The sequence below is a fragment of the Rubrivivax albus genome, from assembly GCF_004016515.1.
Taxonomy (GTDB): Bacteria; Pseudomonadota; Gammaproteobacteria; order Burkholderiales; family Burkholderiaceae_C; genus Rubrivivax; species Rubrivivax albus.
Window position 1 is genome coordinate 388,978 of the sequence record NZ_SACT01000002.1, and the last position, 12,843, is coordinate 401,820.

Consider the following 12,843-nt stretch of genomic DNA (forward strand, 5'->3'; position numbering starts at 1 on the left):
CGGCGGCCTGTCACCCCGACAGGCCAGATGCGAGCCCGCACGGCATTGGGGGTCATCGCGCCCAGAGCCGGCCGCAGCCAGCGCTTGCGCTAGCCTGCTGGGCATGAACCCGGCTCATCTCGACCGCCGCCGCTGGCTCGCCGGCACGGCCGCGCTGTGCGCCATGGCGGGTCCAACCCGGGCCGCCGACGTCCTCACCCGCCCCATCCCGTCCAGCGGCGAACGCCTGCCCGCCGTCGGCCTGGGCAGCTGGATCACCTTCAACGTCGGCACCGACCCGGCCGCGCGCGCCGCCTGCGCCGACGTGATGCGGGCCTTCTTCGACGCCGGCGGGCGGGTGATCGACAGCTCGCCGATGTACGGCTCGTCCCAGTCGGTGATCGGCGAGGGCCTCGCGCGCCTCGGCATGGCCGGCCGTGTGTTCGCGGCCGACAAGGTCTGGACCGGTGACGGTGGCCGCGGCCCGGCGCAGATCGAGGCCACACGCCGCCTGTGGCAGCTGCCGCGGTTGGACCTGGTGCAGGTGCACAACCTGCTGGCCTGGGAACCGCACCTGCAGACGCTGGCCGCCATGAAGTCCGAGGGCCGGATCCGCCATGTGGGCCTGTCCACCAGCGAAGGGCGACGGCACGACACGCTCGAACGCCTGCTGCGCACGCAGCCGGTCGACGTCGTGCAGCTCACCTACAACCCGCTGGACCGCGAGGCCGAGACCCGCCTGCTGCCGCTGGCGCAGGACCGCGGCATCGCGGTGCTGGTCAACCGGCCGTTCCGCCAGGGTGCGCTGATCGACACGCTGAACCGCCACCCGGTGCCCGGCTGGGCGGCCGAACTCGGCTGCGATGGCTGGGCGCAGCTGGTGCTGAAGTGGATCCTGGCGCACCCGGCCGTGACCTGCGTGATCCCGGCCACGACCCAGGTGGCCCACGTGCGCCAAAACCTGGGCGCGGCCTTGGGCCCGCTGCCGGACGCGGCCATGCGCCGTCGCATCGCGTCGACCATTGCGGCGCTCTGACGGCACGGCTGGCACCGGGGCCACTCCATGAGCGAATGGTGGCAATACCGCCCCGCGGACCTGCTGATGTTCTCGCGTGCGACCTACGAGCGCCTGTTCGGCCAGATGAACGCCGAGGCCGGGCCGCTGCTGTTGGCCATGGTGGTGGCCGCCGCGCTGGTCCTGGCCCTCGTCGTCGCACGCCAAGCCTCTGGACGCACGGCACTGTGGCTGCTCGCCGTCGCCTGGGCCACGGCCGGCTGGACCTTCCACTGGCGCCAATACGCCCAGGTGCACCTGGCAGGCCCCGCGTTCGGCGTGGCCTTCGGCGTGCAGGCCCTGGCGTTGGCGGTGGCGGGCGCAGCGGTCAACCGGCGCGCTCACATCGGGCCGACGTCGCAGGCGGCAGCGACACTGGGTCTGCTGCTGGCCGCCGTGGCGGGCTGGCCGCTGCTGGGCGTGGTGCTGGGCCGCCCCTGGCCGCAGGTCGAACTCGCCGGCCTGGCACCCGACCCCACGGCACTGGCCAGGCTGGCCCTGCTGCCGTGGCTGCATCGCGCACTGCCGGCGCCGCTGGCCTGGGCCCTGTGGGTGCTGCCGCTGGCCTGGTGCGCGTTCTCGGTGATGACCCTGGCCACGCTGGGTTCTGCCCTGGCCCCGTGGCTGGCGGTGGCCGCGCTCGGCCCCGTGGCACAGCACGTGGTCAACAGGGTGCGCGCCCGCCAACGGGTCTGAGCGGCCCGCTGGCTTGGCCGCAGGCCGGGCGCACTCAGCGGGGCGCGAAGACCGCCTGCAACCGCGCCATCACGGCCGCCAGGTCGGTGCCGGACGCCAGCAGCGCCTGCGCCTGCGCCACCAACTGCGGTGCCGCGCCGGCGCAGGCCGCACGCAGCGCGTCACCGCCATCGCCCGCACACCAGGCCGTGTAGGCCTCGCGCCAGTCCGGGCAGGCGTGGGTGCGCAGGCCCTCGAAGGTGGCGAACCAGAAGTGCAGGCCATCGGCATCATCCGCGTCCAGCAGGGCCGGCAACGTCACGCGGGCGTCGGCAATGAGGTCGCGCAGTGCGCGCAGCTGCAGGTTGGCGCGGCGGTCGGTCATCGACTGGCGCAGCGCCGCCCAGCCCGGTTCCAGCAGCATGGCAGCAGCCGTTTCACCGCGCTCGTGCCACAGCGTCACACGCGCCGCCACGTCGGTCAGTGCGGGCAACGCCACGATGAAGCCGGCCGTGTCTCGGGCGCCGTGGCGCTGCATCAGCACGGCAAAGGCGCCCGCCGGGCGCTGCAACGCAAAGCCCTCCCACAGCATCCACAGCCAGCGTGCCAGCGCGTCGCGGCGCAGCACGATGGTATGACCGCCCTGCAACGCGGCCGGCGGGGCGAACAGGCCCCGTGCCAGCTCATGCCCGCAGTGCTGCACCACCGGTGGGCCCGCTTCGTGGCGCAGCAGTTCGGCCAGGAAGAAGCCGGGGCGCCCGGCGTCGACGTGGCCGGCACCATAGACCCAGCCGTGGGGCACGAGGTGGTCGTTAATGGCGTCGAGGTCGAACGGATCGAGCTCAGCGCCAGGCGCAGGGCCGACCGGCAACGGCACGAAGGCCTCGGCCTCCAGCGCGTCCCAGGCCCGCTCGCGCTCGGCCAGCCAGGCGCCCAGCGCCGCACGCGGCGGCACGGTGGCGAAGTCCAGCCCCTGTCGCCAGCGGTAGAGCTCACGCATCTGCAGCAGGAACTGGCACAGCGGCAGGTCGGCTGCGTGGCGCGCATCGGCGATGTCGCAGTTGTGCTGCACCGCCTGCCGCAGCGCCTCGACCCGCGCCGGCGTCATGCCGTTTCGCCCGGTCGGCGGCGGCGTGGCTGCCAGTCGCGCATCGCGGCGACGATGGGTTCCCAGGGCAGCGCCATCAGGCTGCCGTGCCGGGCCTGGGCCTCAACCACCAGGCGGTGCACGTCGGGGTGCACGTCGGAATGCCCGGCGCCCAGCACCTGCTGCAGCCCCAGCAGGCCACCACACTGCAGGCGCAGCACCTGGGCGTGCACCAGCGGCGCCTCGCCGGGCGGCAATTTCAGCGCGAACCGGGCCCGTTCGCGCATCAGCGCCCGCAGCAGGCTGCAGTTGGTGCGCGCCACGGGCTGGGTGCATTCCAGCACCTCGCGCTCGCCCAGCGTGCGCCGGGCCATGCAGTCGCAGGCCGCGGCACGCGACAGCAGCGCCCGCGAGAACACGCAGCCACGGTCGGTGTCGTCGCAGCTGCCCATCGCGGCATGTGTTCCGGGCGGGCGCTAGTCGTCGCCGGCCGGCCCGGCCTGGCGGGGCTGGCACAGCAGTTCGATGGCCTGGTCCTCGTCCTCGGCGAACATGACCTTGATCTGCTCGCCATCGGCCAGCGGGCCCTGGCGCATCAGCTTGGCCGCCGCGGACGCCTCGCGAAAGCCGCTGTGCTCGCCACGCTTCTCGATGCGGCCGAAGGAACGGATGCTGAAGAGGTAGTAGGGCATCAGAGGTAGTGCCGCGTGAGCCGCCGGCGCCCGGGCACGGCCTTCTGGATGACGACGCCATGCACCGCCGCCAGGCCGTCGGGCAGCGGCAGGTCCGGCCAGGCCGGGTTCAGCGCCCGCAGCAGCCAGCCGCCGGCGGGCGTGGCCACCAGTTGCCGGAAGATGTATTCATCCGCCTGGCGCGCCAGCACGTAGCGCCCGTCGCGCAGGGCGCCATCGGGCTCAATGATGATGATCTCCCCCTCGTTGAATTCCGGTGCCATGCTGTGGCCGATCACGCGCAGCGCGAAGACCTCGCCACCGTCGCAGCCGCCGCTGCTCGCCACGTCGGACGGGTGCATGTTCATGTCACCAGGCTCCGCACCTGCCGCGGCGGCACGCCAGCACGCTGCAGCGCACCGCCCAGCCCGTCGACGAAGGCCGGCGGCCCGGCCAGGTAGAAGTCGCAGTCGACCTCGAACAGGTCGGCGCGCATGGCCTCGGCCATCTGACGCGCGCCCGCGCCGGGGTCCTCGCCGTCGAGCAGCGTGGTCTCGAAGCCGTCCAGCGCCTCGGTCCAGGCCCGGCACAGGTTGCCCATGAAATGGCCGTCGGGCCGCGTGGCCAGCCAGAACAGGCTCATCGACGGCGCCGCGTCCAGCGACATGGCGTGCTCGATCAGGCTCTTCACCGGCGCGAAGCCGGTGTCGCAGGCGGCAAAGACCAGCGGGCGCGCGCCGTCGGCGAGCACGAAGTCCCCGAGCGGGCCGCGCACGCCCATCGCCGCCCCGGCGCGCACGGCGCCATCGAACAGGCGCAGCGCCAGCGGGTCGTCGTCGCGCCGTGGCACGTAGAAGTGCAGGTTGCGGTCGTCGCAGGGGCAGCTGGCCACCGGGTAGGTGGCGGCGACGTCCTCGCCGTCGGCGCCGACCAGTCCCAGCGTCACCGCCTGGCCTGCCAGGAAGCGCAGGCGGTGCGTGCGCGGCGTCTGCAGGTGCAGCTCCAGCGTGTCGACGCCCAGCGGCTTGACGGCGCGCACGGTGGCCACCAGCGACTGCGGTGCGATGTCGGCCGGGCCGCTGGCCTCGAGCGTCTCCAGGGTCAGTTCCGAGCTGGCGGCGGTGTGGGCACAGGCCAGCACCACGCCCTGCGCGCGTTCGAGGTCGGTCACCGGGCAGTCCGTGGGCATCGTGCGCGCCACCTCGCCGGCCATCACGCGCACCTTGCACAGGCCGCAGGTGCCGTTGCCGCAGCCGTAGTTCAGCTTCAGCCCGGCCTTCAGGCCGGCCTGCAGCAGCGTGTCGCGGCCCTCCACGGTGAACTGGTGGCCGCTGGGCCGCAGCGTGACCTGCGCGGACACCACCTTCAGTACATCGTCCATCACGTCCAGCATGTCGACCGGTTCGGTGGCCAGGGCGCGCGCCAGCCCGTCGTTCAGCTGGCGCTCCAGGTCCTGCAGGCGCGCGTCGTCCCCATCGGCGCGCTGCGCACGGATGTGGTCGCGCAGCGCGATCACCAGCGCGTGGTAGCGCTGCAGGTGGCGCTGCGTGTCGGCCAGTTCCTGGCCCTGGCGGAACAGGCGCTGGGCCAGCACCTCCTGGCTGGGCAGCAGGCGCTCGCGCAGCCGGCGGGCGAAGGCGTCCTCGCGGATCTGCGTCACGCGCTCGAACAGGCCCTGCGATTCCAGCTCGGCCTGCGGGTACAGCGCCAGCAGCGTGTCGGTGGACACCAGGCCGTCCTGCAGCGCGATCTCGCCGCGGCGCACGCGCTGCTGCAGCACGCCGCGCGGCACGCCCACCAGCTGCGCGGCGCGCCAGACGCTCACCCAGTGCGCCATGGCGGCTCCGTGCTGCGGCAGCAGCGGTCGAGGTAGCGCGCGCGGTAGAGCAGGCGCGGCGCGGCCGGGTCGTCGACAAAGGCGCTGCGGTCGTGCAGCACGTTGTGGGCGACGATTCCCATGCCGGCGGCCAGCCTCAGCGTCAGCACGTCGGGGCCTTGCAGGCAGGTGGCCAGCGCGGCCACGGCCGCGCGCGTCGGCGCGTCGTCCTTCCAGACGATGCTGCGCGTGCGTGCGGTGTAGCGCAGGTGCAGCTGGCCGTCGACCGGGTCCACCGAGAACACCGGCCCCGCCTGCGCGGCCCGGGCCTCGCCCTGTTCGTCGTCGCGGGCGGGGATGGTCATCGCGTCGGGCGCCATCAGCGCGCGCACATGCGCCGGGTCGGCGTCGCGCAGCGCGATGTAGACCAGTTCCGGGTCGAGCAGCCGGTTCTCGCCGCCCTGCGCCGCCGGCCGCACGCCATGCAGGATCATGCTGCGGATGCGGCGCGCCGCCGGGTGGTAGTAGCCATCGGTGTGCCAGCCGATGGCGCGGTCTGTGTAGGGGATGAACTCGCCCTTCGGCGCGCCGTCACCATGGACCGCCACGGCGATGCGCGAGATGCCGTCCTCGTCGGCCAGCCAGTTGGCGTCCAGCCGGTGCAGACCCAGGGCGCGGCCGAGCGTGCGTGGCAGGCCGGGGTCGGCATCGGTCACCGGGCTGCGGTAGACGGCCATGTTGAAGCGGGCCAGGCGGTCGAGCAGCGCATGGCGCTCGGCCACGGTGGGCGTGCGCGGGTCGGCCATGTCCACGACGAGGTCGGCGACGCTGCCAGGCCGGTCGGCCAGCTTGCGGGCCCGCCAGGCGTGGTAGGCACGCTCGTCGCCGAGGTCGAACGGGTTCGTCGACGCCTGTGGGGGGGCGAGCACGGCGCTCATCGGATCATTCGCCCGTCATCGACGACCGGCGCTTCGCGCGCGGCGTGGGATCGTGCAGGTCGCGCATCGCGCTGGTCACCAGGGCCACGGCGTCGGGCGCCTCGATGGCCATCACCTGGTCGATGACCCAGCGCCGGTCCTTCTCGGGCAGCCCGGGCTCGATGCGGTGGCCCAGGTAGCGGTAGAAGGCGAAGTCGGGCACGAAGCCTTCGGCCGTGTCGCTGTCGGGGTCCGCACCAAACTCGGCGTAGTGACCCTGCAGCACGTTGAACTGGTCGATGAAGCGGTCTGCCCAATTGCCTTGTCCATCGCCTTCGCCCTCCGGCGGGCCGAGCAGGTCACCTTCGTTGTCCTGCAGGAAGTCCGCCACGCGCAGCACCAGCGCTGGCGTGAAGCGCTGCCGCACCTCGGGTTCGAACGCGTCGAAGGCCAGCCGGTCGGCCACCACCAGCAGGAAGACCAGCACCTCGCGCATGAAGCCGAAGTAGGCCGGGCCGGGGTCGATGTCGAAGCCGGCGCTGCGCATGCGCTTGAGCATCTGCTGCGCCACCCGCCAGGCGATGAAGCCCACGGCGCTGGCCTGCTCCTCCGGCGTCTTGTCCGTCGGCGCCTTGAACCAGCGGCTCTTGACGCGTATGTTGGGCGGCGGCGCGGGGTTCGACATCGACATGGCGACGATCAGTACCCGCCCTTGCCGAAAGGCTTGGGCAGACCGGCCACCTTGGCCGACTGCCGGTTGGGCTGCATCGGAAAGAGTTCGTACAGGCGCTTCTTCCAGTCCACGCTGTCGTCCTCGTCCTGCAGCAGGGCCACCATGTTGCGGAAGTTCGGCGTCTGGCCGTCCTCCTTGTAGCGCTCGCGCATGAAACGGATGACCTGCCAGTGCGCATCGGTCAGCTCGATCTGCTCGGCCACCGCGATCACGGGCACGACGTCGTCACTGAAGTCGGCTTCCAGCAGGAAGCCTTCGTCGTCGGTCTCCAGTTCCTCGCCGTTGACGGTGTAGGGCATCGTCGGGGTTCTCCTCGTGGGTTCGGTTCAGGCGCCGACAGCGGCGGCGGACTTGTGGGGCACGAACAGTCCGCAGCCCATGGCGCGGTGGGCGCCCAGGCCGGCCTCGAGCACGCGCAGCGCGGTGTCCGGCACCAGGCCGTCGAGCAGCAGGCTGTAGCCGACGAGCTGGCCGCCGGGCACCGGCAGGGCCTGCTCGCGGCCACAGACGGTGCTGCAGGCCACGCCCAGGGCCTGCAGTTCGCGGTCCATGCGCGCCAGGAACGCCGGTTCGTCGTCGCCCTCGGCATCGACGAAATGCGCGTACAGGGTGCGGTGCGGCAGCAGCGGGCGCAGCGTGGGCGCGCCCAGCCGCAGGGTCACGCCACCCAGCGCAAGCTCGACACCGCTGAGCTGCTGCGCTGCAACATCGGCGCGGTCGTCCGGCACGCGCAGGGTCAGCCGCGTGCGGCCGGACAGCAGGCCGCCGCCACCGTGCGCCAGATTGAGCCGATGCATGCCGGTGCCAGGCAGCACGCCCAGCCACGGCAGGCGCTCGGCCAGGGCCGCGGCCAGCAGCGCGCGGTGGTCCGCCGGCACGGCCGGCCCCTGCACGGGAAAGGCCAGGTCCACCAGCATGCTCAGTCGCCCTCGCCCACCGGGACAACCCCACGGCCGGGCTGCGCGTCGGCCCAGACCAGCAGCGCCTCGCCCCAGGCGCGCGCGGTGACCGGATCGATGTCGAAGATGGTGAAGCGGCTCTTCTCGCGGATGCGCGTGCGCAGCATCGCCATGCCGCCGGCGTCGAAGTCGATCTGCTGCAGCTCGATCTCCTGGCCGCCCAGGGGCGCGCGCAGCTTGCACAGCGGTGTCAGTTGCGTCATCGGCATCGCCCGGTGATCCGGGTCGGGGGGCTTGTCTCCAGTGACGCATTGAGCAGGGGCGGCCGGGGTGGCGTCCATACCCGGCACGGGGAGGCGCCGACTACGCCATCCGGGTAGGGGCACGGCCACCCATGGTGCGTATGGCGGCCACGCCCTCGTGCCACCTAGCATCCGCCGGAAGACGGGAGCATCCCCGCAAGGAGACAGGGCCATGGCCAAGAAGATGCATGACACGCCGATGCTCGACGAGCTGGAGTCGGGCCCCTGGCCCAGCTTCGTGACCGGGCTGAAGCGGCTGGCGCAGGACAAGGACTACGTCGTCGACCTGCTCGGCACGCTGGAGACCAGCTACCGCACCCGCAAGGGCTACTGGAAGGGCGGCACGGTCGGCGTGTTCGGCTACGGCGGCGGCGTGATCCCGCGCTTCACTGAGCTGAAGAAGGAGGACGGCACGCCCGTCTTCCCCGACGCCGCCGAACTGCACACGCTGCGCGTGCAGCCCCCGCCGGGCATGCACTACACCACCGACGTGCTGCGCAAGATGGCCGACATCTGGGAGAAGCACGGCACCGGCCTGATCGCCTTCCACGGCCAGAGCGGCGACATCATGTTCCAGGGCGCCACCACCGCCAAGGTGCAGGAGGCCTTCGACGAGCTCAACGAGCTGGGTTTCGACCTCGGCGGTGCCGGCCCGGCGGTGCGCACCAGCATGAGCTGCGTCGGCGCCGCGCGCTGCGAGCAGAGCTGCTACGACGAGGGCCGCGCCCACCGCCAGGTGATCAACGCCTTCGTCGACGACATCCACCGCCCGGCGCTGCCCTACAAGTTCAAGTTCAAGTTCAGCGGCTGCCCGAACGACTGCATGAACTCCATCCAGCGTTCGGACATGGCCATCATCGGCACCTGGCGCGACAACATGCGCAGCGACGAGCCGCTGGCGCGCAAGTGGTTCGACAAGCACGGCATGAACGAGCTGGTCAACGATGTGGTGGCGCGCTGCCCCACCAAGGCCATCATGCTCAAGGAGGTCAAGGACCTGCGCGAAGGTGATCACCTCACCACCGTGAAGGTCAGCGACACGCACGCGCTGGAGATCGACAACAAGGACTGCGTGCGCTGCATGCACTGCATCAACGTGATGACCGGTGCGCTGGCCAAGGGCACGGACACCGGCGCCACCATCCTCATCGGCGGCAAGCGCACGCTGAAGATCGGTGACCTGATGGGCACCGTGGTCGTGCCCTTCCTGCCACTGAAGACGGAAGAGGACTACGACGCACTGGTCGACCTGGGCAAGCGCGTGATTGACTTCTTCGCCGAGAACGCGCTGGAGCACGAGCGCACCGGCGAGATGATCGAGCGCATCGGCCTGGTCAACTTCCTCGAGGGCATCGAGGTCGACATCGACCCCAACATGGTCGCCACGCCGCGGACGAACCCATACGTGCGCACCGACGGCTGGGACGACGAGGTCGCGAAGATCAACGCCAAGAAGGCCGCCGCCAAGGCCGCCTGAGGGGAGACGAGACACCATGGCCCATCGCACCCCCATCGAGAGCGGCGCCCCGGACCCCAAGCCGTTCATGCACCCCACGTTGCTGAAGAACTACGGCAACTGGAAGTACCACGACCGGCCGCGGCCCGGCGTGCTGCACCACGTCTCGCACAGCGGTGACGAGGTGTGGACGGTGCGCGCCGGCACGCAGCGCCAGATGGACGTCTACACGATCCGCAAGCTCTGCGACATCGCCGACACCTACGCCGACGGCCACGTGCGCTTCACGATCCGCAGCAACATCGAGTTCATGGTCGCCGACCCGAACAAGGTGGCACCGCTGATCAGCGCGCTGCAGGAGAGCGGCTTCCCGGTGGGCGGCACTGGCAACTCGGTGAGCATGATCGCGCACACCCAGGGCTGGCTGCACTGCGACATCCCGGGCACCGACGCCTCGGGCGCCGTGAAGGCGCTGATGGACGAGCTGCACGAGGAGTTCATCCGCGAGGAGATGCCCAACCGGGTGCACCTGTCCACCAGCTGCTGCGAGATCAACTGCGGCGGCCAGGCCGACATCGCGATCATCGTGCAGCACACCAAGCCGCCGAAGATCAACCACGACTTGGTGGCCAACGTCTGCGAGCGCCCGGCCGTCGTCGCGCGCTGCCCGGTGGCCGCCATCCGGCCGGCGCTGGTCAACGGCAAGCCCTCGCTCGAGGTCGACGAGAAGAAGTGCATCTGCTGCGGCGCCTGCTACCCCCCGTGCCCGCCGATGCAGATCAACGATCCGGAACACTCCAAGCTGGCGATCTGGGTCGGCGGCAAGAACTCCAACGCGCGCGGCAAGCCCACCTTCATGAAGATGGTGGCCAGCGGCCTGCCGAACAACCCGCCGCGCTGGCCCGAGGTGAGCGAGATCGTCAAGCGCATCCTGCACGTCTACAAGAACGACGCGCGCAGCTGGGAGCGCCTGAGCGACTGGATCGAGCGCATCGGCTGGCCGCGCTTTTTCGAGAAGTGCGACCTGCCCTTCACCAAGTACCTGATCGACGACTGGCGCGGCTCGCGGGCCAACCTCAACGCGTCGACGCACATTAGGTTCTGAGCCCGATGAAGTTCGCCCTGCTCGTCAGCGAAGGCCCGTACACGCACCAAGCCAGCGACACGGCCTGGAACTTCGCCAGCGCCGCCATCGCGGCCGGACACGAGGTGATGCGCGTCTTCTTCTATCACGACGGTGTCTACAACGCGACGAAGCTCACCGAGCCGCCGCAGGACGACCGCCACATCGTCAACCGCTGGAGCAAGCTCAACACCGAGCACGGCGTGGATCTCGTGGTGTGCGTGGCCGCCGCGCTGCGGCGTGGCATCAAGGACGAGGTGCTGGCGCCGGGCTTCCGCATCAGCGGCCTGGGCCAGTTGGTGGACGCCGGCATCAAGGCCGACCGCACGGTCACGTTCGGAGACTGATGCCATGGCCACGATGAAGAAGTTCATGTTCGTCAACCGCAAGGCCCCCTACGGCACGATCTACGCGCTGGAGAGCCTGGAGGTCGTGCTGATCGCCGCCACCTTCGACCAGGACGTGAGCCTGGTCTTCCTGGACGACGGCGTCTACGAGATCGTCAAGGGCCAGGACACGGCCGGCATCGGCATCAAGAACCACAGCAAGACCTACCGCGCGCTGGAGGGCTACGACGTCGAGAAGCTCTATGTCGACCGCGACTCGCTGGCCGCCCGCGGCCTGACAGAGGACGACCTGCTGGTCGACGTCAAGGTCCTGTCCAGCGCCGAGATGGCGGCGCTGATGTCCGAGCAGGACGTGGTCTATTCCTTCTGAGGCCGCCATGCTGCACATCGTCAACAAGACCGCCTCGCTCGACGTCTGCCGCCGCTTCGCGCAGCCCGGCCATGCCGTGCTGCTGATCGAGGACGGCGTGCTCGCCGCCACCCGAGCCGACCTGCTGGGCGACGCCGCCGCGTCGCTGAAGGTCTACGCACTGCAGCCCGACTTGGCCGCGCGCGGCGTGGCCGGCCGCCTGCAGCCCGGCATCACCACGGTCGACTACGCCGGCTTCGTCGAGCTCGTCGCCACGCATCCCAACAACCAATCCTGGCTCTGAGCGCCGATCCCTAGGAGACAAGCATGCCCATCGAAGTCAACGGCAACAGCATCGAAACCGACGAGGAGGGCTACCTCGTCAACCTGTCCGACTGGTCCGAGGACGTGGCCAACGAGATCGCCAAGGGCGAGAACGTGGACATGACCGAGAACCACTGGGAAGTGGTGAACTTCCTGCGCTCGTACTACGACGAGTACCAGATCGCCCCGGCCGTGCGCGTGCTGACCAAGGCCATCGGCAAGCAGCTCGGCGAGGAGAAGGGCAACAGCAAGTACCTCTACGAGCTGTTCCCCTACGGCCCGGCCAAGCAGGCCTGCAAGATCGCCGGCCTGCCCAAGCCCACCGGCTGCGTCTGACGCGCCGGCACGCGCTTTCCACGCCCCGACACAGGACGCGGCAGCCATGCAGGCGCTCGCGCTGGGCTACGCCTTGCTCTTCTACGCCGCCACGGCCATGCTGGTCGTGGGCACGGCGCTGAAGATCCGCCAGTACGCGCGCACGCCCTCGCCGCTGAAGATCCCCACCACGCCGGCGCCCACCACGGCCGGCGGCGTGGCCTTGCGCATGACGCGCGAGGTGGTCTTCTTCGAGAGCCTGTTCAAGGGCAGCAAGTGGACCTGGCTGTTCGGCTGGCTGTTCCATGCGTCGCTGCTGCTGGTGCTGCTGCGCCACGTGCGCTACTTCCAGGAACCGGTCTGGGCGCCGATCGTCTTCGTGCAGTTCTTCGGCACCTACGCCGGGCTGACGATGGTGGCGGGACTGGCCGGGCTGTGGGCCCGCCGCTTCCTGGTCGACCGCGTGCGCTACATCTCCACGCCATCGGACCACCTGCACCTGGCGCTGCTGATCGCCATCGGGCTGTCGGGGCTGACGATGCGCTTCGTGGCGCACACCGACATCGTCGCGGTCAAGGCCTTCATGCTGGGGCTGATGCGCTTCTCGGTCCAGCCGTTGCCGGCCGACCCGCTGCTGCTGCTGCACCTGACCCTGGTGGCGGTGCTGATGATCGTCTTCCCGATCAGCAAGCTGCTGCATGCGCCGGGCCTGTTCTTCAGCCCCACGCGCCACCAGGTCGACAACCCGCGCGAGGCGCGCCACGTCGCCAGCTGGGCCTCGGCCCTGGAGAAGTGA

19 protein-coding genes are annotated in these 12,843 nt (G+C 70.7%); 9 read left to right on the forward strand and 10 right to left on the reverse strand.

Translation table 11 applies throughout. From position 1 onward, the window contains the following. The first annotated feature begins 103 nt into the window (after positions 1-103). Positions 104-1,015 carry an aldo/keto reductase gene (locus ENE75_RS08025; RefSeq protein ID WP_128197621.1) on the forward strand — a complete coding sequence of 304 codons (912 nt, stop codon included), beginning with the start codon at positions 104-106 and terminating at the stop codon, positions 1,013-1,015. A 27-nt stretch (positions 1,016-1,042) separates the two neighbouring features. Then, positions 1,043-1,729 carry a DUF6064 family protein gene (locus ENE75_RS08030; protein WP_128197623.1) on the forward strand — a complete coding sequence of 229 codons (687 nt, stop codon included), beginning with the start codon at positions 1,043-1,045 and terminating at the stop codon, positions 1,727-1,729. A 34-nt stretch (positions 1,730-1,763) separates the two neighbouring features. Here ENE75_RS08030 and ENE75_RS08035 read toward each other — a convergent pair whose 3' ends face one another. The 10 genes from ENE75_RS08035 to ENE75_RS08080 are packed head-to-tail and all read right to left on the reverse strand — an operon-like array spanning position 1,764 to position 8,100. Next, positions 1,764-2,816 carry an Sfum_1244 family protein gene (locus ENE75_RS08035; protein WP_128197626.1) on the reverse strand — a complete coding sequence of 351 codons (1,053 nt, stop codon included), beginning with the start codon at positions 2,814-2,816 and terminating at the stop codon, positions 1,764-1,766. Beyond that, positions 2,813-3,247: a hypothetical protein gene (locus tag ENE75_RS08040; protein ID WP_128197629.1), complete on the reverse strand. Its 435-nt coding sequence runs from the start codon at positions 3,245-3,247 to the stop codon at positions 2,813-2,815. The genes ENE75_RS08035 and ENE75_RS08040 overlap by 4 nt, the downstream gene beginning before the upstream one ends. Before the next feature lie 24 nt (positions 3,248-3,271). Then, positions 3,272-3,487 carry a hypothetical protein gene (locus tag ENE75_RS08045; protein ID WP_128197631.1) on the reverse strand — a complete coding sequence of 72 codons (216 nt, stop codon included), beginning with the start codon at positions 3,485-3,487 and terminating at the stop codon, positions 3,272-3,274. Further along, positions 3,487-3,834, reverse strand: a complete 348-nt coding sequence (locus tag ENE75_RS08050) for a S24 family peptidase (RefSeq protein ID WP_128197633.1) — start codon at positions 3,832-3,834, stop codon at positions 3,487-3,489. Before ENE75_RS08050 ends, ENE75_RS08045 begins: the two co-directional genes overlap by 1 nt. Continuing rightward, entirely contained in the window at positions 3,831-5,303 is a 1,473-nt protein-coding gene (locus ENE75_RS08055; RefSeq protein ID WP_128197636.1) for a 2Fe-2S iron-sulfur cluster-binding protein, read from the reverse strand. Before ENE75_RS08055 ends, ENE75_RS08050 begins: the two co-directional genes overlap by 4 nt. Beyond that, positions 5,288-6,220, reverse strand: coding sequence for a TauD/TfdA family dioxygenase (locus ENE75_RS08060; RefSeq protein ID WP_128197638.1), 933 nt, complete (start codon positions 6,218-6,220; stop codon positions 5,288-5,290). The genes ENE75_RS08055 and ENE75_RS08060 overlap by 16 nt, the downstream gene beginning before the upstream one ends. A gap of 4 nt (positions 6,221-6,224) precedes the next feature. Then, complete coding sequence (locus tag ENE75_RS08065) at positions 6,225-6,890, reverse strand: hypothetical protein (RefSeq protein ID WP_128197640.1); 666 nt, start codon at positions 6,888-6,890, stop codon at positions 6,225-6,227. A gap of 8 nt (positions 6,891-6,898) precedes the next feature. Continuing rightward, the gene (locus ENE75_RS08070) at positions 6,899-7,231 is read right to left on the reverse strand and encodes a TusE/DsrC/DsvC family sulfur relay protein (RefSeq protein ID WP_128197642.1); all 333 of its coding nucleotides are present in this window, start codon (positions 7,229-7,231) and stop codon (positions 6,899-6,901) included. A gap of 27 nt (positions 7,232-7,258) precedes the next feature. Next, positions 7,259-7,849, reverse strand: a complete 591-nt coding sequence (cas6, locus tag ENE75_RS08075; protein ID WP_128197644.1) for a type I-MYXAN CRISPR-associated protein Cas6/Cmx6 — start codon at positions 7,847-7,849, stop codon at positions 7,259-7,261. A gap of 2 nt (positions 7,850-7,851) precedes the next feature. Then, positions 7,852-8,100, reverse strand: coding sequence for a DUF6967 family protein (locus tag ENE75_RS08080; RefSeq protein WP_233258983.1), 249 nt, complete (start codon positions 8,098-8,100; stop codon positions 7,852-7,854). Positions 8,101-8,305: 205 nt separating this feature from the next. Between ENE75_RS08080 and dsrA the strand changes: the two genes are divergently transcribed. Genes dsrA through ENE75_RS08115 form a run of 7 tightly spaced genes read left to right on the forward strand, consistent with a single transcriptional unit; the run spans position 8,306 to position 12,843 of the window. Further along, a complete protein-coding gene (gene dsrA / locus ENE75_RS08085) occupies positions 8,306-9,610 on the forward strand; it encodes a dissimilatory-type sulfite reductase subunit alpha (RefSeq protein ID WP_128197649.1) in 1,305 nt (434 codons plus the stop codon). Between the two features lie 16 nt (positions 9,611-9,626). Further along, a complete protein-coding gene (gene dsrB, locus ENE75_RS08090) occupies positions 9,627-10,694 on the forward strand; it encodes a dissimilatory-type sulfite reductase subunit beta (protein ID WP_128197652.1) in 1,068 nt (355 codons plus the stop codon). Between the two features lie 5 nt (positions 10,695-10,699). Next, complete coding sequence (tusD, locus tag ENE75_RS08095; RefSeq protein ID WP_128197654.1) at positions 10,700-11,059, forward strand: sulfurtransferase complex subunit TusD; 360 nt, start codon at positions 10,700-10,702, stop codon at positions 11,057-11,059. Between the two features lie 4 nt (positions 11,060-11,063). After that, positions 11,064-11,429: a sulfurtransferase complex subunit TusC gene (gene tusC, locus ENE75_RS08100; RefSeq protein ID WP_128197657.1), complete on the forward strand. Its 366-nt coding sequence runs from the start codon at positions 11,064-11,066 to the stop codon at positions 11,427-11,429. 7 nt (positions 11,430-11,436) lie between these two features. Further along, positions 11,437-11,712, forward strand: coding sequence for a sulfurtransferase complex subunit TusB (gene tusB, locus ENE75_RS08105; protein WP_128197659.1), 276 nt, complete (start codon positions 11,437-11,439; stop codon positions 11,710-11,712). A 23-nt stretch (positions 11,713-11,735) separates the two neighbouring features. After that, a complete protein-coding gene (locus tag ENE75_RS08110) occupies positions 11,736-12,068 on the forward strand; it encodes a TusE/DsrC/DsvC family sulfur relay protein (RefSeq protein ID WP_128197662.1) in 333 nt (110 codons plus the stop codon). A gap of 46 nt (positions 12,069-12,114) precedes the next feature. Then, positions 12,115-12,843: a respiratory nitrate reductase subunit gamma gene (locus ENE75_RS08115; RefSeq protein WP_128197664.1), complete on the forward strand. Its 729-nt coding sequence runs from the start codon at positions 12,115-12,117 to the stop codon at positions 12,841-12,843.

Coding starts and splice junctions, on each gene's coding strand:
- ENE75_RS08025 (WP_128197621.1), top strand. CDS start 104: ATGAACCCGGCTCATCTCGACCGCCGCCGCTGGCTCGCCGGCACGGCC.
- tusC (WP_128197657.1), top strand. CDS start 11,064: ATGGCCACGATGAAGAAGTTCATGTTCGTCAACCGCAAGGCCCCCTAC.
- ENE75_RS08030 (WP_128197623.1), top strand. CDS start 1,043: ATGAGCGAATGGTGGCAATACCGCCCCGCGGACCTGCTGATGTTCTCG.
- cas6 (WP_128197644.1), bottom strand. CDS start 7,849: ATGCTGGTGGACCTGGCCTTTCCCGTGCAGGGGCCGGCCGTGCCGGCG.
- ENE75_RS08040 (WP_128197629.1), bottom strand. CDS start 3,247: ATGGGCAGCTGCGACGACACCGACCGTGGCTGCGTGTTCTCGCGGGCG.
- tusB (WP_128197659.1), top strand. CDS start 11,437: ATGCTGCACATCGTCAACAAGACCGCCTCGCTCGACGTCTGCCGCCGC.
- ENE75_RS08055 (WP_128197636.1), bottom strand. CDS start 5,303: ATGGCGCACTGGGTGAGCGTCTGGCGCGCCGCGCAGCTGGTGGGCGTG.
- dsrB (WP_128197652.1), top strand. CDS start 9,627: ATGGCCCATCGCACCCCCATCGAGAGCGGCGCCCCGGACCCCAAGCCG.
- ENE75_RS08070 (WP_128197642.1), bottom strand. CDS start 7,231: ATGCCCTACACCGTCAACGGCGAGGAACTGGAGACCGACGACGAAGGC.
- ENE75_RS08035 (WP_128197626.1), bottom strand. CDS start 2,816: ATGACGCCGGCGCGGGTCGAGGCGCTGCGGCAGGCGGTGCAGCACAAC.
- dsrA (WP_128197649.1), top strand. CDS start 8,306: ATGGCCAAGAAGATGCATGACACGCCGATGCTCGACGAGCTGGAGTCG.
- ENE75_RS08110 (WP_128197662.1), top strand. CDS start 11,736: ATGCCCATCGAAGTCAACGGCAACAGCATCGAAACCGACGAGGAGGGC.
- ENE75_RS08065 (WP_128197640.1), bottom strand. CDS start 6,890: ATGTCGATGTCGAACCCCGCGCCGCCGCCCAACATACGCGTCAAGAGC.
- ENE75_RS08115 (WP_128197664.1), top strand. CDS start 12,115: ATGCAGGCGCTCGCGCTGGGCTACGCCTTGCTCTTCTACGCCGCCACG.
- ENE75_RS08060 (WP_128197638.1), bottom strand. CDS start 6,220: ATGAGCGCCGTGCTCGCCCCCCCACAGGCGTCGACGAACCCGTTCGAC.
- ENE75_RS08050 (WP_128197633.1), bottom strand. CDS start 3,834: ATGAACATGCACCCGTCCGACGTGGCGAGCAGCGGCGGCTGCGACGGT.
- ENE75_RS08080 (WP_233258983.1), bottom strand. CDS start 8,100: ATGCCGATGACGCAACTGACACCGCTGTGCAAGCTGCGCGCGCCCCTG.
- tusD (WP_128197654.1), top strand. CDS start 10,700: ATGAAGTTCGCCCTGCTCGTCAGCGAAGGCCCGTACACGCACCAAGCC.
- ENE75_RS08045 (WP_128197631.1), bottom strand. CDS start 3,487: ATGCCCTACTACCTCTTCAGCATCCGTTCCTTCGGCCGCATCGAGAAG.